Source organism: Vibrio syngnathi, from assembly GCF_002119525.1.
In the GTDB taxonomy this organism is placed as follows: domain Bacteria; phylum Pseudomonadota; class Gammaproteobacteria; order Enterobacterales; family Vibrionaceae; genus Vibrio; species Vibrio syngnathi.
In genome coordinates, this window is sequence record NZ_CP017916.1 from 1,998,331 (window position 1) to 2,022,122 (window position 23,792).

The 23,792-nt window shown below is 44.3% G+C and carries 18 protein-coding genes and 4 tRNA genes; 8 read left to right on the forward strand and 14 right to left on the reverse strand.

The window, feature by feature from the left end; all coding sequences use genetic code 11:
- Positions 1–13: 13 nt before the first annotated feature.
- Complete coding sequence (locus tag K08M4_RS09115; RefSeq protein WP_086049652.1) at positions 14–1,249, reverse strand: CinA family nicotinamide mononucleotide deamidase-related protein; 1,236 nt, start codon at positions 1,247–1,249, stop codon at positions 14–16.
- Between the two features lie 207 nt (positions 1,250–1,456).
- Here K08M4_RS09115 and K08M4_RS09120 point away from each other — a divergent pair, with 207 nt between their 5' ends.
- From K08M4_RS09120 to K08M4_RS09135, 4 genes are all read left to right on the forward strand, one after another.
- On the forward strand, positions 1,457–2,368 hold the full coding sequence (locus K08M4_RS09120) for a DUF3943 domain-containing protein (RefSeq protein ID WP_086049653.1): 912 nt from the start codon (positions 1,457–1,459) through the stop codon (positions 2,366–2,368).
- A gap of 253 nt (positions 2,369–2,621) precedes the next feature.
- The gene (locus K08M4_RS09125; protein WP_086049654.1) at positions 2,622–3,134 is read left to right on the forward strand and encodes a glycine cleavage system transcriptional repressor; all 513 of its coding nucleotides are present in this window, start codon (positions 2,622–2,624) and stop codon (positions 3,132–3,134) included.
- Positions 3,135–3,570: 436 nt separating this feature from the next.
- Positions 3,571–4,947, forward strand: coding sequence for an Lcl domain-containing protein (locus K08M4_RS09130; protein ID WP_232460242.1), 1,377 nt, complete (start codon positions 3,571–3,573; stop codon positions 4,945–4,947).
- On the forward strand, positions 4,947–5,489 hold the full coding sequence (locus K08M4_RS09135) for an Lcl C-terminal domain-containing protein (RefSeq protein WP_086049656.1): 543 nt from the start codon (positions 4,947–4,949) through the stop codon (positions 5,487–5,489). Before K08M4_RS09130 ends, K08M4_RS09135 begins: the two co-directional genes overlap by 1 nt.
- Positions 5,490–5,585: 96 nt before the next feature.
- Here K08M4_RS09135 and nspC read toward each other — a convergent pair whose 3' ends face one another.
- The 10 genes from nspC to uvrY all read right to left on the reverse strand — a co-directional run bounded on the left by nspC (position 5,586) and on the right by uvrY (position 16,408).
- Positions 5,586–6,719 carry a carboxynorspermidine decarboxylase gene (gene nspC, locus K08M4_RS09140; protein ID WP_086049657.1) on the reverse strand — a complete coding sequence of 378 codons (1,134 nt, stop codon included), beginning with the start codon at positions 6,717–6,719 and terminating at the stop codon, positions 5,586–5,588.
- Positions 6,720–7,183: 464 nt separating this feature from the next.
- Positions 7,184–8,434 (reverse strand): carboxynorspermidine synthase, encoded by a 1,251-nt coding sequence (locus tag K08M4_RS09145; RefSeq protein ID WP_086049658.1) that lies wholly within the window; start codon positions 8,432–8,434, stop codon positions 7,184–7,186.
- 8 nt (positions 8,435–8,442) lie between these two features.
- The gene (locus tag K08M4_RS09150) at positions 8,443–11,394 is read right to left on the reverse strand and encodes a pyridoxal phosphate-dependent class III aminotransferase (protein ID WP_198299281.1); all 2,952 of its coding nucleotides are present in this window, start codon (positions 11,392–11,394) and stop codon (positions 8,443–8,445) included.
- A 1,188-nt stretch (positions 11,395–12,582) separates the two neighbouring features.
- A tRNA-Gly gene (locus K08M4_RS09155) sits at positions 12,583–12,658 on the reverse strand.
- 36 nt (positions 12,659–12,694) lie between these two features.
- A tRNA-Leu gene (locus K08M4_RS09160) sits at positions 12,695–12,781 on the reverse strand.
- Positions 12,782–12,861: 80 nt separating this feature from the next.
- A tRNA-Gly gene (locus K08M4_RS09165) sits at positions 12,862–12,937 on the reverse strand.
- Positions 12,938–12,971: 34 nt separating this feature from the next.
- Positions 12,972–13,045: transfer RNA gene (locus tag K08M4_RS09170), tRNA-Cys, on the reverse strand.
- Between the two features lie 266 nt (positions 13,046–13,311).
- Positions 13,312–13,869: a CDP-diacylglycerol--glycerol-3-phosphate 3-phosphatidyltransferase gene (gene pgsA / locus K08M4_RS09175; protein WP_086049659.1), complete on the reverse strand. Its 558-nt coding sequence runs from the start codon at positions 13,867–13,869 to the stop codon at positions 13,312–13,314.
- Between the two features lie 46 nt (positions 13,870–13,915).
- On the reverse strand, positions 13,916–15,748 hold the full coding sequence (uvrC, locus tag K08M4_RS09180) for an excinuclease ABC subunit UvrC (RefSeq protein ID WP_086049660.1): 1,833 nt from the start codon (positions 15,746–15,748) through the stop codon (positions 13,916–13,918).
- A gap of 15 nt (positions 15,749–15,763) precedes the next feature.
- Positions 15,764–16,408 carry a UvrY/SirA/GacA family response regulator transcription factor gene (uvrY, locus tag K08M4_RS09185; protein WP_004729778.1) on the reverse strand — a complete coding sequence of 215 codons (645 nt, stop codon included), beginning with the start codon at positions 16,406–16,408 and terminating at the stop codon, positions 15,764–15,766.
- Positions 16,409–16,834: 426 nt separating this feature from the next.
- Here uvrY and K08M4_RS09190 point away from each other — a divergent pair, with 426 nt between their 5' ends.
- A complete protein-coding gene (locus K08M4_RS09190; RefSeq protein WP_086050419.1) occupies positions 16,835–19,198 on the forward strand; it encodes a DNA polymerase II in 2,364 nt (787 codons plus the stop codon).
- Between the two features lie 149 nt (positions 19,199–19,347).
- On the opposite strand, the gene K08M4_RS09195 is transcribed toward K08M4_RS09190, so the two are convergent.
- Complete coding sequence (locus tag K08M4_RS09195) at positions 19,348–20,115, reverse strand: nucleotidyltransferase family protein (RefSeq protein ID WP_004729780.1); 768 nt, start codon at positions 20,113–20,115, stop codon at positions 19,348–19,350.
- 137 nt (positions 20,116–20,252) lie between these two features.
- Between K08M4_RS09195 and efpL the strand changes: the two genes are divergently transcribed.
- The 3 genes from efpL (at position 20,253) to K08M4_RS09210 (ending at position 21,743) form a co-directional block, all read left to right on the forward strand.
- Positions 20,253–20,822: an elongation factor P-like protein EfpL gene (gene efpL, locus K08M4_RS09200; protein WP_009848748.1), complete on the forward strand. Its 570-nt coding sequence runs from the start codon at positions 20,253–20,255 to the stop codon at positions 20,820–20,822.
- 10 nt (positions 20,823–20,832) lie between these two features.
- On the forward strand, positions 20,833–21,162 hold the full coding sequence (locus K08M4_RS09205; RefSeq protein WP_012604336.1) for an HI1450 family dsDNA-mimic protein: 330 nt from the start codon (positions 20,833–20,835) through the stop codon (positions 21,160–21,162).
- 89 nt (positions 21,163–21,251) lie between these two features.
- On the forward strand, positions 21,252–21,743 hold the full coding sequence (locus tag K08M4_RS09210; protein ID WP_086049661.1) for an RNA methyltransferase: 492 nt from the start codon (positions 21,252–21,254) through the stop codon (positions 21,741–21,743).
- Positions 21,744–21,973: 230 nt separating this feature from the next.
- Here K08M4_RS09210 and rluB read toward each other — a convergent pair whose 3' ends face one another.
- Together rluB and K08M4_RS09220 are read right to left on the reverse strand one after the other, a co-directional pair.
- Positions 21,974–23,002 carry a 23S rRNA pseudouridine(2605) synthase RluB gene (gene rluB / locus K08M4_RS09215; protein WP_086049662.1) on the reverse strand — a complete coding sequence of 343 codons (1,029 nt, stop codon included), beginning with the start codon at positions 23,000–23,002 and terminating at the stop codon, positions 21,974–21,976.
- Between the two features lie 160 nt (positions 23,003–23,162).
- On the reverse strand, positions 23,163–23,783 hold the full coding sequence (locus K08M4_RS09220; protein WP_009848751.1) for an L-threonylcarbamoyladenylate synthase: 621 nt from the start codon (positions 23,781–23,783) through the stop codon (positions 23,163–23,165).
- Positions 23,784–23,792 lie beyond the last annotated feature (9 nt).

The following is a 23,792-nucleotide window of genomic DNA, read 5'->3' on the forward strand; positions in this document are numbered from 1 at the left end:
TACTAACTCAGCTTTATAGTACCGATTTAGGGATAAACATGTCTTTCAATCGCTTAACCGAAGAGTAAGTACCAAACATCGGTTTGTTATCTAGATGCCTTCTCAGCATATCGGCGGCAACAGTCTTAATCACGTTGCGTTGGTCTTCGCGTGAGTACTGACGATAAAACTCAAGTACCTGTCCCCACTCTCCCGCTTCAGTCGACAATGCGACGCTGAATGTGTTGCCTTCTAACTTACCAGTAACCAAAGCCAGTTCTGTACCGCACTTCTCTCTTGTCGCGCCAGCCAGCGCAAAGGTTGCGGCTAATGGATCGCTCTTTTCAAGCTCGCTCTCTTTTGGCTCAGCCATGACCCATGAATGCCCAAAGCAGCCTTCTACCTGCTCATTCAATTGCAACCAAGCCGACAATGCACCTTTGGTGGACACTTCAGACACAGATAAGGTCTTCTTTTTCTCGGCCATGATGTGGCCGATATGATCAATCATAGGCTCATCAACACTGACAACATTACTCTCTAACAGCTTGTAAACCATTTGCAGCAGCTTAACGCGAGTTTCTAAATCCGCTTTAGGGCCAAACAGTTTGACCTCAATGAACGGCAGATAAGAACGGTAGCCAAGTTCATAGCCAGCAGGAAGCTTAAGCTGGTCTAACACATCCGAGATACCCGATTCAGACAAACCAAATGTAAACAGTCGGCTACATTCAGAGGCAACGACTTGAGGATAGGTACGTGACAAATCAGGAAGAATCTCAAACGTGACCATGCGTTTGAATTCACTCGGTACGCCCGGTGTAAAATAGAACGTCGCCTCATTGATTTTTAGCTTGAAGCCGCAAGCCGTCCCCACAGGGTTATCAACTATCTCTGAACTCGTGGGTAATAAAGCTTGCTTAAGATTACTGTCAGGCATGGGTACACCACGTCCAGAGAACATCTCTTCCATACGAGCCAGCCACTCAGGGGAAATGACAAGCTTTTGATCTGAGGCTGCCGCTGCTGCTGCTGCACTCATATCATCCGTTGTCGGTCCTAAACCACCATTGACGATAACCACATCATAGTTGAAGCTCAACATCAGCAATTCTTCAACCAGAGCATTCATTTGATCGCCCACCGTTGAACGTTTCGCTAGAGCAAAGCCTTGCTGATAAAACTCAGCAGACATCCAAGCTGCGTTTGTGTCTACAATGTCCCCATGAAGAACTTCTTCACCAGTGCTTAACATTGCGATTTTCGTCATATTTATATCCCTTGTGGTCATTAAAAGACACGGCATTATTTACAAACTGGTCTAAGGTTGAGTTTGAGGCATTCACTTTTCACAAATATTACTAATGTTAAATCTAAGGTTTTCTTAGGAAAAGCAATAAATTATTAGTTCCCTAAACTCAGCATTTAATAGATAATTGTGACTCGGATCAATTATTAACTTCTCATGGAGACCCTTGTGGCCAAATCACCGTTACTAACGAAGGTTGCTGCTGCATTTACAATGCTAATGTCAGTTAACTCGGTTGCAAGCCAATACGACTTCGACCAGCCAATCAACCTTTCTTATTCGGATGAATGCGCTCAAGATTACTGTGTTAATGAAAGCTTGTACACCTATAAGCCTAGTAACAACTATGCGTTAAGCGAAACAAGCGATCAGTATGATCTTACGATCGATAAACAACCGCTCTACCTTACCGTAAGTGATGGTAAGGATTGGGATTACCTTATGGGTCAAACTTACACCATTCTTGGCTTAAGTGTCGCAACGGTGGGTTTAATGACTCTGCTACCCGAAAGTATCACTAAGTGGGATGATGACCAACGTGATATCAGCGCACTAGGTAAAAAATGGAAAGATAACGTTTCTGAAGGCCCAGTATGGGACCGAGACGAACATTTTCTAAACTACGTGATGCACCCATACTTCGGCGGTGTTTACTACACTGCAGCTCGACATGCTGGTTACGATGAGTTTGAATCTTTCTTATACTCTTGGACTATGTCGACGTTCTTTTGGGAATACGGTGTAGAAGCGTTTGCAGAAGTACCATCATGGCAAGATATCTTCATTACACCATTCTTTGGGGCTGTTGTCGGTGAATTGATGCTAGAAGCAGAGCAAGACATCGTTGCTTCAGGTGGCGAAGTGATGGGCTCTCAAACCATGGGTGATGTTTCGTTATTCTTCCTCAACCCTGTTGGCCATATCCACTACTGGGTAAGTGATGCATGGGGTGGCGACGCAGAGGTTAATCTGAACACTAACCCTTGGTGGGATAACAAAGACGCAGCCCGATTCGCCTACGATGCTGGGGCAACATACGACGCTCAGTTTGTCGGTATGAACTTCAAAGTAACCTTCTAATGCGCTTTCGTGTTACTGGACTCTAAGTTACTGCATTCCAAATAAAAGCGACAACTCTTCTAAAAAGCGGCTCTCTAGCCGCTTTTTTTGTGCCCTACTCTTCATTCTCTTTTTTTGCATCACAGCTTAGTTTCAAAAATTGACACAGGTCAAACATTGTTCGATGTAAACTTCTACACTGAAATTAAAGAACTTTATCGCGTGATATCAAACATTTAATTAGCAACACATAATTGAGACTTTGGGGGCTGATATGAACAGTACATTTATCGTAAACTTTATCGGACAAGCATCACCAGCAACAATCAAACAACTTGCTGCGGTTACTCACGAAAACGACGGCAAATGGCTCATCAGTAAAGTTAATTTTATTGAAGATCAAGTAGCAGGCGTACTAAAGATTCAACTGCCCGCCATCAACGAATCAATTGTTAAAGACGCTTTCAGCGCCAACCCTGATCTCATTGTGCAATTTGTCGATTCAGACCATACACACAATGTTCAAGACACAATCCATCACTTACGACTCGACTCTAACGACCGAGCAGGCATCGTCAACGAAGTGACACATGTACTAGACAGACAAGGGATTAGCATTCTAGATATGGACTGCCACCGAGTCTTCATCGCCGGTGGTGGTGGCGTTAGCTCAAGCCTATTTACTTCCAAGATAGCAGTGAAGTTGCCAATCGAAGTTTTGATTGATGACGTAGTGAATGAACTAGAAACACTCAGTGAAGATACTCGAGTGATGATTGAGAGTTAATAAGCTTAGCCTCCTGATGATAAATTCATCATTGGGAGGTTCCTCTCCACAAAGCCCCCTCCTCTTACATAACTTACAAAAAACCATATAAAAACCCCCGAAACACATAACTTAACCCTATGAATTCAGGCATTCGTATAATATTTTTGTTACCATAGATTATCTTATACAATTTAATGGCTTAGGTTAAAACATGAAACGAAACAGCTCGAGATGGCAGCTCAATTCCATCTCAGTAATCCTTCTCATAACGCTATTCAGTGGCTGTAAAAGCGGTCATGAAAATAATAGCAAAACAACGTCTACTTCGTCATCATCCAAGATTAGCGTTAGCATGCCCAATACTGTTTCATTTTCTGAACCACTATCAGGGTCGAAGACAGAGTCAATTACCGTTTCTTTTTCCAAAGCCTTAACTCAGGAGCTCACCTTGGCAGTGACAACTAAAGATGTCACGACACGCTCTACGGGTGTATTTAAAAACTACGACGCGATTTCTGCTCAAAACGTCAAAGTTTCGGCAGGTGCAACCAGCGCAGCGCTTCCACTGAACCTGATCCATAATAAGCTATACGAAGGGAATAAAACCTTTCATTTTTCCATTAGCATTAACGATGCAAATTACACGCTGACCAATAAGCAAACTGAAGTCACCATCAGTGATAGTGATGTTCAACCAACGGTCCAATTTAGCAAAAACTTAAGCACCGTTGTTGAGGGTGATAGCGTTGTTCAAAAAGTGGAGCTGTCCGGCTACACCTCTAAAGACGTTACACTTACCTTAGTGCAAACTGGCATCGCCACCGATAAAGACTTTAGTGTTGATATCGCAGGTTCAAGTATCAAGATACCATCTGAAACCCTATCAACAAGCATCAAATTTTCTGCGCTTGCTGACAGCTTCAATGAAGGTGGTGAATCTGTAATCTACACCATCGCTACAGCTGGAAATGCAGCCATTGACTCAAGTAAAAACGCGCTTGCATTCTATATACCTGGACAGAAAAACTTCAACGATACTGGTTATGTCACCTATTTTGATGGCACAGCTTACGACAGCGTCACTCCTCCAGCCTCGCACCCTAATCAAGATGCCGATTTTGGTTTAGATAAAACAGATGGAAGTGAGCACGCTGATGGTGCATATGGCTTCCGCTATACCAAGATTGATGCGAATGGTAACCCAGTCAGTTCATCGGCCTCTAGTTGGCGTTGTGTGAAAGATGAACGCACAGGTTTGTATATTGAAAACAAACAAGTAGCTAAAGCTCTACCTACGACAAGTGCCATTGATGATTGGGTTGAAAAACATAAGCAGAACGCTAGCGCAAACCCTTACCCTTGGGGAACTGAATCAAGCTATTGGCGAAGTGCTTCACACACCTACACTTGGTACGACTCCAATGCAACCACCAACGGCGGTTATGCCGGAGCGCCTAACAACCTGCTATATAACGAAGGGCCTATATCTTCTCAATGCGCTTATCCCAATGACAAGTCTGGTAATCGCTACTGTAATACCAGTAGCTATATTAATGCTCTAAACAGTTATGCTATTTGTGGTATCACTGATTGGCGTCTGCCTTCTCCTATTGAAGCTCGTTCATTCATTGACTTCAATGTGGGCAGCAAGCCATCAAGTAGCATAGACTTCTTCCCTAACCTAGGTAGCAAGATTTTCACCAAAACAAGCTCAGTAAAACAAAACGGTAGCGCACGATGCATTGATACTGCTACTGGAGAGCTAAAGCTTTGTAATAAAAATATTTTAGGTTCAGCGGGTATTGTCGCTGTGAGCGGAGGCTTAGATTAATGAAACTACTTATATGTTTAGGGACACTGACCGCCCTACTGTGCAGCAACGCATTGGCACAAACCTGTGTAACGACACAGCTAGCATCTATTAAAGATGGGCAGTTAATTGACCGTAAAGATGGCACATTACTGGACGTAACCACTAATTTGCTGTGGTCTAAATGCAACTTAGGTGAAAGCTATAATTCTGCAAAAAATACGTGTGATGGAACAGCGTTTAAGTACAAAAGCTGGCAAGATGCACTTAATGCAACTAAAGATACAAAACTGACCACGATTGCTGGTCAAACGGGCTTTCGTTTGCCAAATATCAAAGAGCTCAGTTCAATCGTAGAGTATAGCTGTACTAAACCTGCCATTAACCTTGCACATTTCCCAACGACAACCAATGAACCTTACTGGACGAATACTCCAGATGCACACAAAATTAACACAGCCTATGATGGTTTGATCATCGATTTCGAAGAGGCACTGGAAACCATAACCGATCCAAGTAACGCCCCTTCCCCTCTTGTTCGATTAGTTAAAGAGTTTAAGTGATTTAAGTTTGAGAGCAGAAATTAAAAAGAGCAGCTCATCGGCTGCCCTTTTTATTGTTCTGTACCGTCCTAAATATGGTTCTAACGCAATGTTCCGTTACTTAACCGACCATTGTGACAATGAGCGTTTAAAGTCTTCATAGCCAAACTCATTCAACTTTTGAATTTCGCCACTGCTGCGCTCACAATAGATAGACGGCATTTTCAAACCATTGAACCAGTTCAGTTTCACCATGGTGTAACCTGCACTATCCAATAGATGAAGCTTTTGACCAATCTTCAACGGCTCATCAAAGCTTGTTTCACAGAACTGATCGCCCGCTAGGCATGAACACGAACCAATCACATAGTCGTGACCGCCGGTTTCTGACGCTTCCAATACCGATGCTGGTTCATTGTAGATAAGAGTATCTAGGCGATGCGCCTCAGTAGCTGAATCGACTATCGCCGTTTTCTTCACGTTCTCTACGATATCAACCACTGTCACAACCAAGTCAGTTGTTTTAGTGATGATAGCTTCACCCGGTTCAAGGTACATCTGCACGCCGTGCTTTTCAGAAAAGGCTTTAAGTGCAAGGCCCAACTTCTCTATGTCATAACCCGGCCATGTGAAGAACACACCACCGCCCATGCTCACCCAGTCCAACTTATCTAAGTGCTCGCCAAACTGTTCTGAGATTGAATCAAGTAGGCCGATAAACGCATCAACGTCTTTGTTCTCACAGTTCATGTGGAACATTACACCATTAATCTCATCGAAGATTTCTGGTTTGATGTGGTCAGCTTGCACACCCAAACGCGAGAATTGACGCGCAGGGTTTGCCAAGTCTTGCCCTGCGTAGCTTACACCCGGATTCAGACGTAAACCCAGCGACGCTTTGCCTTCAACAATATGACGGTACGCTGCGAATTGGCTTTGCGAGTTGAAGATCATCTTGTCGCAGATATCGGCAACTTCTCTCACGTCGTCTTCGCTGTAACCGACACTGTAAGCGTGCGTTTCACCACCAAAGGTTTCGTGACCAAGCTTCACTTCGTATGGACCAGAGCTTGTCGTGCCATCGAGGTAAGGTTTGATGATGTCAAACACACCCCATGTCGAGAAACACTTGAGTGCCAATACCAACTTCACACCTGAAATCTCTTTCAGCTGCTTAGCTATCTCTAAATTCGCAATCAACTTGTCTTCGTTGATCATGAAGTAAGGCGTTTTTAGTTCGTTGTTTTGCATGTTAATACCTTGCGGCCCTCGAGTTCACGAAGGCACATGATAATCGAACAAAGCCGACGCTAATGCATCGGCTCGATATAAGTAAGTACATTGGAAGTTCTTTAAGTGTATTAGAGATTCCCTATTACACTCGTCCCTCGCTTTAGGGAATGACGATTTCTGCATTACTGGTTAGATTTAGCAAATATCGTCTTCGTCAAATACCAAAGAAAATAATCACCTTTCATCATCCTCTAACGGAGTAAATACACTCTCCGTCATCCCCAAGAGGGAAGAATGAGCGAGTTGGGGATCTCCCAAAGCCACCTGTCGCTCAATAGAAATCGACAGCAACTGAGATTCCCTATTACGCTCGTCCCTCTCTATAGGGAATGACGATGTTCTTAGTCATCTCATGGAAGAACTAACCATTACCTTTGTCATTCCACCAGTAATTCATAGCGAAGTAAGAACCTAACTATGTATTACTTCAATTTGTAGATCAAAGGTAAACCAGCTGTAGGCTCTAACTCTTGAACGTGCCAATCTAGACCTATTTCAGGCATGGTTGCTAGGAATGGGTCTGGGTTTAGCTGTTCCATGTTAAACACACCTTTATCAGCCCATTCGCCACGGAAGAACTGAAGTGCAGCAGTAATCGCTGGAACACCGGTTGTGTAAGAGATCGCTTGGTGCTCTACGTCTTCGTAAGCCACTTCGTGGTCTGCGTTATTGTAGATGAATACGCTACGCTCTTTACCGTCTTTCTTACCTTGAACCCAAGTACCGATACACGTTAAACCTGTGTAACCCGGAGCTAGAGATGTTGGATCTGGTAGCAGCGCTTTCAGAACATGAAGAGGCTGAACCACAGTGCCGTCATGTAGCGTTAGCGGATCTGGGCTAAGAAGGCCGATATCACGCATGCAGTTGAAGTAGTTTAGGTATGCATCGCCGAAGCCCATCCAGAATTCGATACGCTTAGCTGGGATGAACTCTTTCATTGAACGTACTTCATCGTGTGCCATTGAGTAAACTTTGTGAGAACCACAGTTCGGGAATTCAAACTCAAGCATACGAGAGTGACAAGGGACTTGTTTCCACTCTTCATTTTCCCAGTAGAAAGAATCGCCTTGGATCTCAAGCATGTTAGTTTCTGGGTCAAAGTTTGTCGCAAACTTCTTGCCGTGATCGCCAGCATTCACGTCCATCACGTCAATTGAGTCAATCTCATCGAACAAGTGCTTAACCGCGTACGCTGCAAAGATTGATACCACACCTGGATCAAAACCCGCACCAAGAATACCTGTGATGCCCGCTTCAGCGAACTTCTCACGGTAGCCCCACTGCCAATCGTAAGCTTGTGGTACTTGTTGACCTTCAGAACATAGGTCAACCGCTACCGATGTATCTAAGTAAGATACTTTAGATTGGTAACACGCTTCCATGATCGCCATGTTTACCCAAGGAGGACCAGCGTTGATCACTAGATCCGGCTTAACTTCTTGAATCAAAGCAACAAGCGCATCAACATCGTCAGCGTCTACTGAACGTGCTTCTAGTTTCTTAGTTGAATCTTTAAGGTTGTTTTTACCCTTGATAGATTCGATGATTTTTTCACACTTCGCGATTGTGCGAGAAGCGATCGTGATATCACCCAGTACTTCGTTATTTTGTGCTGCTTTATGTGCAACAACCCAACCGACGCCGCCTGCACCAATTTGTAGAATAGCCATAGTTTTAATTACCCTTGTTGTTCTGCTAGCTCAATAGCTAAAGTTTGAATTTTGTTAATTAGAGATTTGAAATCTGATGTCGTTAAGCACGGATTCAAGATAGTGAATTTCAGCGCACTTTTACCATCAACGACCGTTTCACCAAGTACTGCAACGCCACGAGTCAGCGCTTCCAGTCTTAACGTTTGATTCAGTTTGTCTAAATCAAGAACACCGTTTGCTGATTGCCCATTACTAAGAACCGAACGGAACAGCACAGTCGAAAGAGACGGCTCAGCAAGCAACTCGAAATCGTCATGCTTCTGAATCAGGTCAGCAACTTGAAGCGTCTGCTCTAAGAGATGGTCGTACATATCACCCAGTTGCTTTGGCCCAACGCTTTGCATAGTCATGAAGACTTTCAGTGCATCGAAACGCTTTGTGGTCGCGATAGACTTATCGACTAGATTCGGCAGTTCATCGTGTTCACGGTTTAAGTAGTCTGCGTGATGCAGTAGGTACTTAAAGTTTACTTTGTCTTTGAGAAGCACAGCACCACAGCTGATTGTTTGGAAGAACAACTTGTGGAAATCAACGCTCACTGAGTCCGCCTTTTCGATGCCTTTCAGACGAGCTTTATGGCTACTTAAAATAAGTGCGCCACCGTATGCACTGTCGACATGGAACCAAAGATCTTGCTGGCTTGCGATTTCTGCAATCGCGTCAAGGTCATCGATAGCACCGTGATCGGTTGTACCCGCGGTACCGACAACAGCAAAAGGAATCAACCCTTGAGCTTTAAGTGCTTTCACTTCTGCGTCTAGCAAGTCCGGCTTGATAGTGCCGTTTGCATTGGTGTCAACACAACACACTGCAGCTTCGCCTAAACCCATTAAAGAGGCCGACTTTTGAACCGTGAAGTGAGATTTCTTTGAACATAAGATACGCAGCTTGCTCGCGTATTCTGGCAAGCCAAGCTTTTGGATAGAATGGCCATTGTACTTATCGGCAACCCAATCTCTCGCAAGCAATAAACCCATTAGGTTACTTTGCGTGCCGCCGCTGGTGAAAACACCGTCAGCTTGTGCGCCAAGCTGGTATTTGTCACACATCCAATCTACGACGCGCTGCTCAACATAAGTCGCAGCAGATGCTTGGTCCCATGAATCCATCGATTGATTCAACGCCGCGATAATCGATTCCGCAGCAACAGAAGCCATAAGAGGAGGCGTGTGAAGGTGTGCAATACAGTCTGGGTGCTGCACAAAGATAGAGTTCGCTGCGACTAAGTCAGCCGTGCTATCCACAACATCAACCAAAGCGTGTTGGCTGTTATCGAGATCGACAGCGTTGATAGCTGCTTCTAGCATTTTTGGATCTAAACCCGAATAAGGGGTTTCAACCTGTTCAAAAACCGCTTTCATCGCTTGAGTAGTTTGGTTCATCACGCTAGCAAATTCGTCGCTACCGCCTAAACCCGTCTGGATGAAATGCTTGTTCCATTCCTGATTTGATTCTTCGCTTTGTGTTTGGTCTTGTCGTAAACCACCACCCGCTGCGATGATCGCTTCTTCCATGACGCGCAATGCAAAGTCGATCTGCTCAAAAGAGATAATCATAGGAGGAAGGAAACGAATTACCGAACCATCACGACCACCCTTTTCAACCATCAAGCCGCGCTCTAATGCTGCTCGTTGAATCGCTAACGTCAGCTCGCCGTCTGATTGCGGCTCGCCAAATTTGTTGAGTTCGCCGTTTGGTTGCTTGATCTCAGCGCCAAGCATCAAGCCTTTGCCACGAACTTCAGCAATACAGTTCACACGCGATTGAATTCTCTCAAGCCCATGACGTAAGTATTGGCCTGCGATGTTCGCGTGCTCAACCAAACCATCTCGCTCGATGATTTCTAATGCTTTAGCGCCAGATACCATTGCTAATTGGTTACCACGGAATGTACCGGTGTGCTCACCCGCTTTCCAAGTATCAATGCTCTTATCGAACACAAGCAGCGACATAGGCAGTCCGCCGCCAATCGCTTTAGACAAGCACAAAATATCAGGGTTAACGCCTGATTCTTCAAACGCAAAACGATGACCAGTTTTACCTACACCACACTGAATTTCATCAAAGATAAGTAGAATGCCGTGTTCATCACAGATACGACGCAAGCCTTGTAGCCAAGATGCCGGGGCTGGAATCACGCCGCCCTCACCTTGTACAGGCTCAACGATCATTGCTGCAGGTTTCATGATGCCAGATTCGTCGTCATTCAACATACGCTCGATGTAACGAATGCTTGCGTTGGCACCTGCTTCACCACCAATGCCAAACGGGCAGCGAAGATTGTATGGGAAAGGCATGAAATGTACGTCAGACATTAAGCCGCTACGACGCTCTTTAGTGCCAAGGTTACCCATCATGCCCATGGTGCCGTTCGTCATGCCATGGTAAGCACCACGGAAAGCAAACATGGTGTTACGACCTGTTGTTTGCTTGGCTAGCTTGATAGCCGCTTCCACAGCATCAGCGCCAGACGGGCCACAAAATTGAAGAACCGAGTTAGTTGAAAAATCTTGAGGGAGAAAAGCTTTAACTCGCTTGATAAACGTATCTTTTGCTTGAGTCGTAATATCAAGAGTCTGGTATGGCAAACCTGAATCGAGTTGGTCTTTAAGTGCTTGGTTGATTTCAGGGTGGTTGTAACCCAAAGAAAGTGTACCGGCACCAGCTAAGCAATCGAGAAAGAGTTGGCCACGAGTATCTTCAACTAAAACACCACATGCTCGTTTAATAGCAATAGGTAGGCGTCTTGGGTATGAACGAACATCCGATTCATGCTGCTCTTGTTCAAGCAAAATAGCGTCAGGTGTTAGGTCGTAAGTTCCCTCAACGATAGGAACCATAGTTGAAAATGAATTTGCGATAGTATTAATATCGACTTCAAAGGCGGTAGTCATAAAAATCCCCTTGAATGTGTTCATACTTACCTCCATCAGACGCAATTGCACACCGTCCCTCTATTGATTTAGAGAGAATTCATAGTGAAACACGCGTATTGTCTAGAAATGAGATATAGCTGTACGCTCGCATAAGTCAAATGACGAATACGAAATTAGGCCGTCTTAGGACAGCAAAAATTAGTTAGCGTGAGCTCAAGGTTCAGTAATGCTACTGTTTTGAAGAATTGGACATTTGTGCAGTATCGGACAGCTATGAAGAACTGGCCCTTTTGGAAATGCAGAGCTGATTAGCAATGTTGTTATTAGTGTGTTCAATGTTGGGTTTCCCATTAGCATGGCGAATTGCGCCATAAGTATCCCGTCTATCAGCTAAAGGCTAGCTGATACCTACCCTACGTAATGTCCCAATCAGCAAGAATGGTCACTACGCGTATCCCCCAGAAGCAATCGTTGCTCTTCTTGAACATTGTTCATTCCGAGATTGCGCGGGAAAGTAACATAAAGTGAAATGAACGATCAATAGTTTTTAATAATCGCTTGATAAATAGGAGCGGTAACTGACAAATTGCTGAAAATATCGTCAAGTTAATCTTTAGGTAAGGAGATCCCCGGTTCATTCGTCCCTCATGCCCGAGGATGACGACGTGGGTGTACAGACGGTGTTAGTGATAGCTTTGAGGCTATGGCGCCTTTCCGTCATTCCCTAGCGTGAAGAATGAATTCATAGGGAGTCCCTTACAACATGTCGATGTATTGCTTTATTCAGAAACTATCTGATGCCATAGATTAAACACTAGTTAGTCAGCAGACGATAAGTAGATCCCCGGTTCGCTCGTTCCTCACGCCCGAGGATGACGACGCGGGTATACAAACGTTGCTAGTGATGGCTTTGAGACCATAGCATCCTTTCATCACTCCCTAGTACGAAGAGCGAGTTCATAGGGAGTCTCGCAGTTAACGAGCTTTAAGAGCTAACAAAGTAATAAGATGAGTCAAGCCTCAGAGGTCATTTGAGTACAAACGTCATTCCCTAGCACGAGGAACGAGTTCATAGGGAGTCTTGCTTTTAAAACGAAGTTAAAGGTATGAGAATTTCAATATTTTACCCACCGTCTAACCAGGGGAATCAAATAGGAAAAATGTGAGACCAGAAAAAGCTGAACAACAGAAACCAAAAAGCCCGAACATTTCTGTTCGGGCTTTTTAATTTGGAGCGATACATCGGGTTCGAACCGATGACCTCAACCTTGGCAAGGTTGCGCTCTACCAACTGAGCTAGTATCGCATTTGCTACATCCGTTAAGACGTAGGCTTTAATAGATGGTGCCCCGGGCCGGACTTGAACCGGCACAGCGCGAACGCCGAGGGATTTTAAATCCCTTGTGTCTACCAATTCCACCACCAGGGCACGCAATTCTTTATTGCGATGCCGATTACTGAAAAGTAAAACACCATCTTAATGCTGACGCCAATCAACATTACAAATTTTGGAGCGATACATCGGGTTCGAACCGATGACCTCAACCTTGGCAAGGTTGCGCTCTACCAACTGAGCTAGTATCGCATTTTCATTATTCTTCCTTATAAGAAAGAGATAATGGAGGCGCCTCCCGGAGTCGAACCGAGGTCCACGGATTTGCAATCCGCTGCATAGCCACTCTGCCAAGGCGCCTTAGTAACTCCAATCGAATTGCTTATTGCCATCCTCTTGGGTACGGGATGCATTCTACGGATTCAGGCGATTGAGTCAATATTATTTTTGTATTTTTAATTCGTTTGAATAGATTTCATACGAAACAGGCCAAATAGCTGACTTTATGTGCAAAACACATTGTGAGTAGGTTATTCAAAAGAGATCTATATCACATTAGATATCCACTATTGATAACTTAACCGTAGGTTAAAGATCAAAAAAGCGAGCCTAAGCTCGCTTCTTCATCAATGGTGTTTTTCGTCTAACAAATCGTCTTTGGCGGCCATCAAGTACTGCGCCATAGACCAATAAGTAAGAACGGTGGCAACATAGAGTGCAATATAACCTACCCAAACCATCCAATCGTCATAGCGCCAGATAAGTACCCAAAGAGCAAACATTTGAGAAACGGTTTTTACTTTACCAACCCAAGACACCGCAACACTTGCGCGTTTACCGATTTCAGCCATCCATTCACGAAGCGCCGAGATGATAATTTCACGACCAATCATGGTCACCGCAGGAATAGTCACCCAGATCGAGTGATAATGCTCGGTAACTAAGATAAGAGCCGTAGCAACCAGCACTTTATCCGCCACAGGGTCAATAAAGGCACCAAAGCGAGAAGTTTGTCCGAGTTTACGAGCCAGCATGCCATCTAGCCAGTCAGTAAAACCCGCTACCCAAAACACCATTGCAGCAGCAAAAGGAGCCCATTGATAAGGTAGGTAAAAAACAACAACGAATACTGGGATTAAAAATAGTCTCAGTAAGGACAAAATGTTAGGTATATTCAAACGCATATTATTGGGCTCTTATTAATTGCGCTTTAATGGTGCGGGATTTTTACTATTGTTTCAATGCTTGATAAATGTTTTCTGCCAAAGAATGACTAATGCCCGGCACTTTGGCTATTTCTTCGACAGTTGCACGCTTAAGTTCTTGTAAGCCACCCATATATTTCAACAAAGATTGACGACGTTTCGGTCCTACCCCTTCGATTCCTTCAAGCGCACTGGTTCTACGCGTTTTACCACGTTTTGCTCTATGCCCTGCAATCGCATGATTATGGCTTTCATCACGAATATGTTGGATAAGATGTAACGCTGGTGCATCGCTCGGTAAGTTAAATTCCTCCCCCTCAAGAGTAACCAAGGTTTCTAAACCCGGTTTACGCGTAACCCCTTTGGCTATACCCATCATTCGAGGTCGAAACGGCCAATCATCCCAATACTGAGAAATTATCTCATGAGCGCGGTTGAGCTGACCTTTACCACCATCAATAAAGATGATGTCTGGGATCTTATCGACATCGAGTTGCTTCGAATAACGTCTCTCAAGCGCCTGAGCCATTGCCGCGTAGTCATCACCACCGGTAATACCAGTAATGTTGTAACGACGATATTCCGGCTTAACTGGCCCTTCTTGATTGAACACCACACAAGAAGCAATCGTACTTTCACCCATGGTGTGACTAATATCGAAACATTCCATGCGTTTGATAGCGTCCATTGACAGCACTTCTTGAAGCTCCTTAAAGCGCTGATTGATCGTCATCTTATGATTAATTTTAGTGGTAATTGCAGTTAACGCATTGGTGTTAGACAGTTTAAGGTAGCGGCCACGGGTTCCAGAAGGATTGGTGTTGAAGTGAATCTTACGACCCGCGACTTCACACAAGGCTTCTTGAATCGGTGTGACATCTTCCATCAAATCAGCATTAAGGATGAGACGAGTTGGGATGGTTCTCGCTTCATTATGTGCAAGATAGTATTGACTTAAAAAGCTCGAAAAGACTTCCTCTCGAACCGTATTGTTTGGAATTTTCGGGAAATGGCTTCTACTGCCTAAAACCTTTCCTTGGCGAATCATCAAGATGTGAATACAAGCTACGCCATTTTCTTGAGCAAACCCTAACACGTCCATATCTTCCATTGAGTCGTCAGATACGTACTGTTGCTCTTGCACGCGTCGAATAGCTTGGATCTGGTCACGGAAAGCAGCCGCTTGCTCAAAGCGAAGCTCTTGACTTGCCTTGTCCATTTTATCGATGAGTGTCTCAAGAACTAGCTTGTCTTTCCCCTGCAGGAATAAACGAACGTAGTCGATAAGTTCACTGTACTCTTCATCAGAGATGATTGAGCTGACACATGGCGCCGCGCAACGACCAATCTGATACATCAAACATGGGCGAGTTCTGTTGGCATAAACCGTGTCTTCACACTGACGAGCAGGAAAGATTTTTTGTATTAAGTGTAGCGTCTCACGCACAGCACCGGAATCGGGATAAGGACCAAAGTATTCACCCTTTTTCTTTTTAGCTCCACGGTGCATCGACAAACGAGGATGCTTGTGACCGCTAATAAAAATATAAGGGTACGACTTATCATCACGCAGAAGTACGTTGTATTTAGGCAAGTACTGCTTAATGTAGTTGTGCTCAAGAATAAGAGCTTCGGTTTCCGTGTGCGTTACAGTGACATCGATCTTGTCAATATTGCTGACTAAAGCGCGTGTTTTTTCACTGTCGACTTTTTTACGGAAATAACTGGAAAGGCGTTTTTTGAGGTTCTTAGCTTTACCGACGTAGATAACAACAGCCTCGGCGTTATACATCCGATAAACGCCAGGCTGCTCTGTTACTGTCTTGAGGAATGAGACTGAGTCAAACAAGTTGGTCACTATACGATCTCAGTGTTAAAGGGTCTCAGTGTCTAACATTCCATGTCTAATCGCTAAATGCGTCAACTCTACATCACCACTGATATCCAGTTTACTGAACAAACGGTAGCGGTAACTATTGACTGTTTTAGGACTTAGATTGAGTTGTTCCGAAATATCCGTCACTTTCTGACCTTTGGTAATCATCATCATGATTTGAAGTTCACGTTCAGATAAGTCTGCGAATGGATTTTCAGACGCAGGAGAAAATTGGCTCAAAGCCATCTGCTGCGCTATTTCTGGTGAAATGTATCGTTGGCCGCTATTAACCACTCGAATTGCATTGACCATTTCATCCGGACCTGCCCCTTTAGTAAGGTAACCAGCAGCTCCAGCTTGCATCACTTTAGTTGGAAACGGATTTTCCGTATGAACAGTTAAAACGATGATTTTAACATCAGGGTTGAAACGCAAGATTTTCTTGGTTGCTTCTAAGCCACCAATACCAGGCATATTCATATCCATCAAAATAACGTCAGTATTGTTAGTACGACACCATTTTGCAGCATCTTCACCGCTTTCAGCTTCCCCTGCTACGTTCATTCCACGGACGTCTTCAATAATACGTCGTATCCCTGTGCGAACCAGCTCGTGATCATCTACAAGGAAAACATTTATCAAACTTGTATCTCCACACTATTAATTGGCTCTGCAACCACTGTGTCGTTTCATCTATTTGAAACAATTGAATAAAGGAACAGTGAATCGCAGCATTGAGTACATCTTAACTTAATTGCTAAAAAAAATCTCTGTTGAATATGTGCTGAAACACGAACTTTAGCAAGGACTTATTAACAAATAAGGCAACTAAAACAACAAGCTTTTTCTAAAAATCAACCAGTTAAAACAACACCCAATAAAATTACACAAGATAAAGATATTTTCAATACCATTGAATAACCATTCGTGACAAATTCACTTATTTGCCTATTAAGTCCCGTTATTAAACCCCGTTAACGATAAATTAGTGACTATTTACCCAGCCTATTGTGCGAAATTGAACGCTAGATGTTAGTATTCGATTCCCAGTTTCAACAGGTTACTACATTGGATATTCAGCAAGGCTTTGTACTCACAAGACAGGCAAGAGACTTTTCAGGGCACACACAAATCGACTTGTGGTTAAGTACCCCTAAAGGCCCTAATCTACTGACCATTCAAAATGAAAAACCTGTATTTTTTGTCGCTCAATCTGATGTCGAAGCATGTCAGGTCATCGCAGCGAAAGAGTCGATCGATTGCCAATTCAAGCCTCTAGAGCTGGTTACATTCGATCAAACTCCTCTCGCCGCATGTTACACCTCACTGTCGAGAAGTAGCTTTGGTTTAGCGCAAGCCTTTAACGGTGAAGAGATCCAAACCTTTGAAAGCGATATACGACTGGCCGATCGTTTCTTGATGGAACGATTTATCAAAGGCAGTATCGAATTCACAGGCGCTATTACTCAAAAAAAACAGCACCTCAGAGTTTCGAACGCAAAGTGCCGAGCGGGCGATTACTTACCCAGTTTATCTGTGGTATCGCTTGATATTGAATGTTCAGAAAAAGGTGTGCTTTATTCCATCGGCCTAGACAGCCCAATGGATAGCCGAGTGATCATGCTCGGCGATCCACAAGAAGCAGACACCAATATCCAATGGGTTACCAACGAGAAAGCGCTGCTTGAAGCCATGATTACATGGTTCTCCGAGTTTGACCCTGACATCATCATTGGTTGGAACGTCATCGACTTCGATTTTCGGTTACTGCACAAACGTTCAGAATGGAACGAAGTGAAGCTCAATATCGGCAGAGACAATCAACCAAGCTTTTTCCGTAGTTCTGCACAAAACCAGCAAGGCTTTATCACTATTCCTGGTCGCGTTGTGTTGGATGGCATCGACATGCTCAAGACAGCGACCTACCACTTCCGCTCTTGGTCTCTTGAATCGGTATCTCAAGAGCTACTCGGCGAAGGCAAAGATATCCATAACGTTCACGACCGCATGGATGAGATAAACCGAATGTTTAAATTCGATAAGCCTTCGCTCGCCAAGTACAACCTTCAAGACTGCGTGCTAGTAAACCGCATCTTTGAACACACTCACCTACTCGACTTCGCGATTGAGCGCTCTCGATTAACCGGTGTAGAGCTGGATCGTGTTGGTGGCTCCGTTGCGGCTTTTACTAATTTATACATGCCTCAAATACACCGAGCAGGTTACGTCGCGCCTAATTTAGAGCCGGAGAACTGGATTGCGAGCCCCGGTGGTTATGTAATGGATTCAATCCCCAACCTTTATGACTCTGTGTTAGTTCTCGATTTTAAGAGCCTGTACCCATCGATCATTCGCTCTTTCTTGATTGACCCTATGGGGCTGATTGAAGGGTTGAAGCTGGAACTAGGGCCAGCAGAAGACCAAGCAGTAGAAGGCTTTCGCGGTGGTCAATTCCATCGTTCTAAACACTTCTTGCCTGAAATGATTGAAAACTTGTGGGCAGCACGTGATGTCGCAAAGAAAAATAATGAGAAAGCTTTCTCTCAGGCGATTAAGATCATCATGAACTCTTTCTATGGCGTGCTTGGTTCTTCTGGTTGTCGTTTCTTTGATACTAGATTGGCATCCTCTATCACCATGCGTGGGCATGAGATCATGAAGCAAACCAAGCTTCTGATCGAAGGTAAAGGCTATCAGGTGATTTATGGCGATACCGATTCAACCTTCGTGTCTCTGAATGGCAGTTTTGAGCAAGAGCAAGCGGACGAAATTGGTCACACCCTCGTGGCTTACATCAACGATTGGTGGACGAATCACCTGAAAGAGACCCACAACTTAACTTCTATACTTGAATTGGAATATGAGACTCACTATCGCAAGTTTCTAATGCCGACCATTAGAGGCTCTGAGACAGGGTCGAAGAAACGTTATGCAGGCTTGATCAATCAAGGTGACAAAGAGAAGATCATTTTTAAAGGACTAGAGAGTGCTCGTACCGATTGGACCCCCCTCGCACAGCAGTTTCAACAAACCCTGTATGAGATGGTCTTTGACGACCAAGATCCAACCGACTATGTCAGACAGTTTGTTGATGAAACCTCTGCTGGCAAGCATGATGATTTATTGGTGTATCAAAAGCGCTTACGCCGTAAATTACACGAATATCAAAAGAACATTCCGCCACAGGTTCGCGCAGCTCGAATGGCCGATGAGATCAATGCTCAGCTAGGACGCCCTCTTCAATACCAAAATAAAGGACGTATTGAATACCTGATTACTCTGAGCGGCCCTGAGCCAAAGGAGTACTTGAAGAGTGGTATTGATTATCAGCATTACATCGACAAACAAATCAAACCGGTCGCAGAGGCTATCTTGCCCTTCATCGGTTTAGATTTTGAACGAGTCAGCGGGCAGCAGTTAGGTCTGTTCTAGACCTATTCTATTTTCGATACGATCTTCAAACTCGAGATATGTATTAAAACTCGAGATAAGCTTAAAACGAAAAAGCAGAGACGTGCTCTTCAGCTTGCTCTGCTTTTCATATCAATGGATAACTTACGAACTTGATAGCTTACGAAGCCCTATCCGATTCGAAACTCAGTTTTCTGATACTGCTTAACCAGCCACTCGCCAAAGCCATCAAGAATCCCTATCACCGAACGTTTAGGAATCGGTCTACCAGAAAGTAAAATACCTAACCTTTGGATTTCGACGTCTTTATCTGGGTGATACTTCAAGAACTGTTGACCACACTCTATTGGGTCATCGAACCAATATTTGTCACGATACATCACCAAAGAGTAACTGGCTCGCAGTAGCTTTTTAGCAATGATCACTTGTGCTGCAACTTGTTGTTCTGGCGTTGTTGCTCGGGCGATCTTATTGCGATACACCGCTAACCAGTTTTCCGCATCCATATTCCAGTGCTTAGCGATTTCCCAACTTGTTTCAAAATCACCATAACAATCCGATAAATCTTCACCATGCACGCACACAGCTAAATGCTTGAGCATAAAGCCCCACGTGAATATGTTGTCGAAATCAACGATCTCGCTCACCAAGGTAGTTTTAATCGCCACTTGAGTGACCTGCGGGAAGCTCTTTTGAAAACGCCATTTGATGGTATTCAGCAGCGTGGTTCGTTGATCTGGGAAAGGACGATGGGTAACCACAACCACATCTAGATTCGAGCGACCGACGACGGCTTGTTTGCGTGCCACACTGCCATAAACATAGACACTGTGTAGATTGGAGCCTAAACCACCTTTTAAAAAGGTAATCAGATCGTTAACCACAGGTTGAAATTCAGGTTGAAATGGCTGTGTTGGGTCAATAACAGGTAGCTGCATAGGTCGTTTCGGTAAATAAAATAATGATTTAACTGTCTCTCTATGATCGCTTAGGTGACTTTATGATTCAAGCTATTCCTATTTATAGCGTCTACGAGATATAATCAGCGGATAGACCCAATAAGGACAAACACAAAATGCCTAGAGCAAGTGAGATTAAAAAAGGTTTTGCGATCAACGTTGATGGTAAAACAGTACTAGTAAAAGATATCGAAGTGACAACACCAGGTGGCCGTGGCGGTCAAAAGATTTACCGCTTCCGTGGTCACGATGTAGCAACTGGCGTTAAAACAGAAGTTCGTCACAAGGCTGACGAAATCGTTGAGACTATCGACGTAACTAAGCGTGCAGTGATGTTCTCTTACGTTGATGGCAACGAGTACATCTTCATGGATAACGAAGATTACACACAATTCATCTTCAACGGTGAAATGATCGAAGACGAACTGCTGTTCATCAACGAAGATACGCAAGGTATGTACGCGATTCTTATCGACGGTACTGCGGCGACTCTTGAACTACCAACTTCAGTTGAGCTAGTAATCGAAGAAACAGACCCTTCAATCAAAGGTGCATCTGCTTCAGCTCGTACTAAGCCAGCTCGTCTGTCTACAGGCCTTACTGTTCAAGTTCCTGAGTACATTGCAACTGGCGACAAAGTTGTTGTGAACACAGCTGAACGTAAATACATGAACCGCGCAAGCTAAGATATTTATTATGACCGAAGCTAACGACCTAATGTCTTACGACGACGCAATTGACACTGCATATGACATCTTTCTTGAGATGGCTGCTGATAATCTTGAACCAGCAGACGTGATCCTATTCACGGCTCAGTTTGAAGATCGTGGCGCTGCAGAACTTGTCGAAACTGGTGACGATTGGGTTGAACATGTTGGCTTTGAAGTCGACAAAGAGATCTACGCTGAAGTACGCATTGGTCTTGTAAATGAAGCTGATGATGTCTTAGATGACGTATTCGCTCGTCTGCTGATCAGCCGTGACCCTGAACACAAGTTCTGTCACATGTTGTGGAAACGCGACTAGGCTCTTCTTAAACCAGCTCAGAGTACTGAGCTGGTTTTCTTACGACTTCATAGCCTCATCACTTTACCAAACTGCAACTCTACAAAATTATGATCAAAGCAAAGACAGATACCCTATCCAAAGGCTATGCCTGTGTTGGATTAGTAAACCCCAAAACACCTGAAAATGTTGGCTCAGTAATGCGAGCGGCTGGTTGCTACGGAGCAAACTCTGTATTTTATACTGGCACCCGTTATGACCACGCTCGACAATTTCATACCGACACCAAAGAAAAGCATCTTGAGTTGCCTTTGATTGGTGTTGAAGATCTTAAAGACATTATTCCTGTTGGCTGCGTGCCCATCGCGGTTGATTTGATAGAAGGCGCTAAGCCTTTGCCTGATTATAAGCACCCACCTCGTGCTTTTTATATCTTCGGCCCTGAAGATGGGACTCTGAAAAAAGAGATCACCGACTTCTGTCGTGAAACCATCTACGTTCCGACTAATGGCTGCATGAACCTTGCTGCCGCGGTTAATGTTATTTTGTATGACCGCATGGCAAAGGGAGACAACTTCTCGAATCATTTGAAAGTGACCTAAACCAATCGTAATAAATAACTAGCGTAGTAAATAACTAGTCAGCCGAGTTGGTTGAGCGCTTCTAGCTAGTTATTCACTTCTACCTGGTTAATCGTTTCTACTTGGTAAGCACTTCCACATGATTTGAACTGCGCCATATTCAAGACGAAAAAAAACCTGCTAAGTTAGCAGGTTTTTTAGTATTCGAAACGTTAGATTAAGCTTAAGAACTGTAGCAACTACTGGTGTAATTACTTACGTGATCTTGGCTTAGCCGGTTTAGCCGGGCGTCCGTTGTTCAGTTTAGGCTTTTTAGTAGCCTGAGGTTTGCCATTTGCCGCTGGAGCGCTACGACCTGAATCAGGTGTTGTAGTACCGCGAGTTGCAGGCTTCTTACGCTTAGTCTGGTTGCTACGGCCTTTAGGAGCATTTGCACGCTCTTCGTGACGCTTAACAGCACGACGAATTTTCTGGCTACGAGAACGCTCACGCTTACGAGAAGTATTTGCAGGATCAAGATCCAACAGAGTCTCTTTTTCTGGCTGAAGTTCAACAAGCTCACGCAAGTAGTTTACTTCTTGAAGATCTAGCTCTTTCCAGCCGCCACGAGGCAGTTTCTTATCAAGGTAGATATCACCGTAACGTACACGTTTCAGACGGCTTACTGTTGTTTCTTGTGATTCCCAAAGACGACGAACCTCACGGTTACGACCTTCGTTAATTGCTACGTAGAAAGTATGGTTCATACCTTCACCGCCAGCGTAAACCACATCTTCGAAACGAGCCATACCATCTTCAAGTTGAACGCCACGAGTCACGTTCTTAACTTTTTGCTCAGTTACTTCACCAAATACACGTACTAGGTACTCACGCTCAACCTGACGGCTTGGGTGCATTAGGCGGTTTGCTAGTTCACCATCGGTTGTGAACAACAGTAGGCCTGATGTGTTTGCATCAAGACGACCAACTGAAATCCAACGAGAACCACGGATCTTAGGTAGACGATCGAAAACAGTACGGCGACCTTCAGGATCGTGACGAGTACAAAGCTCACCTTCCGGTTTGTAGTAAGCAAGTACACGACAAACCACTTCTTCAGAAGCTTTGCCTGTAATAGTGTGGCCATCGATACGGATCACTGAGTTCTCGTCTTCAAGACGCTCACCCAATTTCGCAACTTGACCGTTAACACTTACACGACCAGATTTGATTAAACCTTCTAGTTCACGACGAGAACCGTGACCAGCTCGCGCTAAAACCTTCTGTAATTTTTCGCTCATTTACTCTTTTCTACCTAATTGTCGTCTTCACAGACGTCGAATGAATTTTTTCGCGACCAAATCGCGGTCGCGTATTATCGCAAATAACCTGCCAAAAAGCACTTGTTATTTACTCTGGCAGGTTTGCTGTTTCGTTACAGACTGTTAATCAGTAACGCTATTATTCAAACGGCGCTGGATCACCGGCACCACGACGTAAAACAACGGCGTCATCGTCACTGAAGTCAATAACCGTAGTAGGTTGTTCACCTAAGTAGCCGCCATTCAAAATGACGTCAACCGCATGCTCTAAGCTGTCACGAATTTCTTCAGGATCCGATTCAGTTGTCTCGTTACCCGGAAGAATCAGAGACGTCGACATCAATGGCTCGCCCATTGCTTCTAGAAGGTCTAGGGCAATTTTGTTGTCTGGTACACGAATACCGATCGTTTTACGTTTCGCGTTCATCAAACGCTTCGGCACTTCTTTGGTTGCTTTGAAAATAAACGTGTAAGCACCGGGCGTGTGCGCCTTAAGCAGACGGAAAGCCACATTATCTACTCGCGCATACAGTGACAACTCAGAAAGGTCACGGCATAACAAAGTGAAATTGTGCTTATCATCGATTCGACGAATTTTACAGATGCGTTCGAGTGCTTGTTTATTCTCAAGCTGACAACCCAGTGCATAACCTGAATCTGTTGGATAAACCACAACGCCGCCATTGCGAATGATCGCAACCGCTTGAGTAATTAAGCGTGCTTGTGGGTTATCTGGGTGTACATAAAAAAACTGGCTCATTGTTGATCC

Excerpts from the sequence above, each read along its gene's own strand:
- K08M4_RS09115 (WP_086049652.1), bottom strand. The coding sequence starts at position 1,249 with ATGACGAAAATCGCAATGTTAAGCACTGGTGAAGAAGTTCTTCATGGG.
- K08M4_RS09125 (WP_086049654.1), top strand. The coding sequence starts at position 2,622 with ATGAACAGTACATTTATCGTAAACTTTATCGGACAAGCATCACCAGCA.
- K08M4_RS09135 (WP_086049656.1), top strand. The coding sequence starts at position 4,947 with ATGAAACTACTTATATGTTTAGGGACACTGACCGCCCTACTGTGCAGC.
- nspC (WP_086049657.1), bottom strand. The coding sequence starts at position 6,719 with ATGCAAAACAACGAACTAAAAACGCCTTACTTCATGATCAACGAAGAC.
- K08M4_RS09145 (WP_086049658.1), bottom strand. The coding sequence starts at position 8,434 with ATGGCTATTCTACAAATTGGTGCAGGCGGCGTCGGTTGGGTTGTTGCA.
- K08M4_RS09150 (WP_198299281.1), bottom strand. The coding sequence starts at position 11,394 with ATGAACACATTCAAGGGGATTTTTATGACTACCGCCTTTGAAGTCGAT.
- pgsA (WP_086049659.1), bottom strand. The coding sequence starts at position 13,869 with ATGCGTTTGAATATACCTAACATTTTGTCCTTACTGAGACTATTTTTA.
- K08M4_RS09195 (WP_004729780.1), bottom strand. The coding sequence starts at position 20,115 with ATGCAGCTACCTGTTATTGACCCAACACAGCCATTTCAACCTGAATTT.
- efpL (WP_009848748.1), top strand. The coding sequence starts at position 20,253 with ATGCCTAGAGCAAGTGAGATTAAAAAAGGTTTTGCGATCAACGTTGAT.
- K08M4_RS09205 (WP_012604336.1), top strand. The coding sequence starts at position 20,833 with ATGACCGAAGCTAACGACCTAATGTCTTACGACGACGCAATTGACACT.
- K08M4_RS09210 (WP_086049661.1), top strand. The coding sequence starts at position 21,252 with ATGATCAAAGCAAAGACAGATACCCTATCCAAAGGCTATGCCTGTGTT.
- rluB (WP_086049662.1), bottom strand. The coding sequence starts at position 23,002 with ATGAGCGAAAAATTACAGAAGGTTTTAGCGCGAGCTGGTCACGGTTCT.
- K08M4_RS09220 (WP_009848751.1), bottom strand. The coding sequence starts at position 23,783 with ATGAGCCAGTTTTTTTATGTACACCCAGATAACCCACAAGCACGCTTA.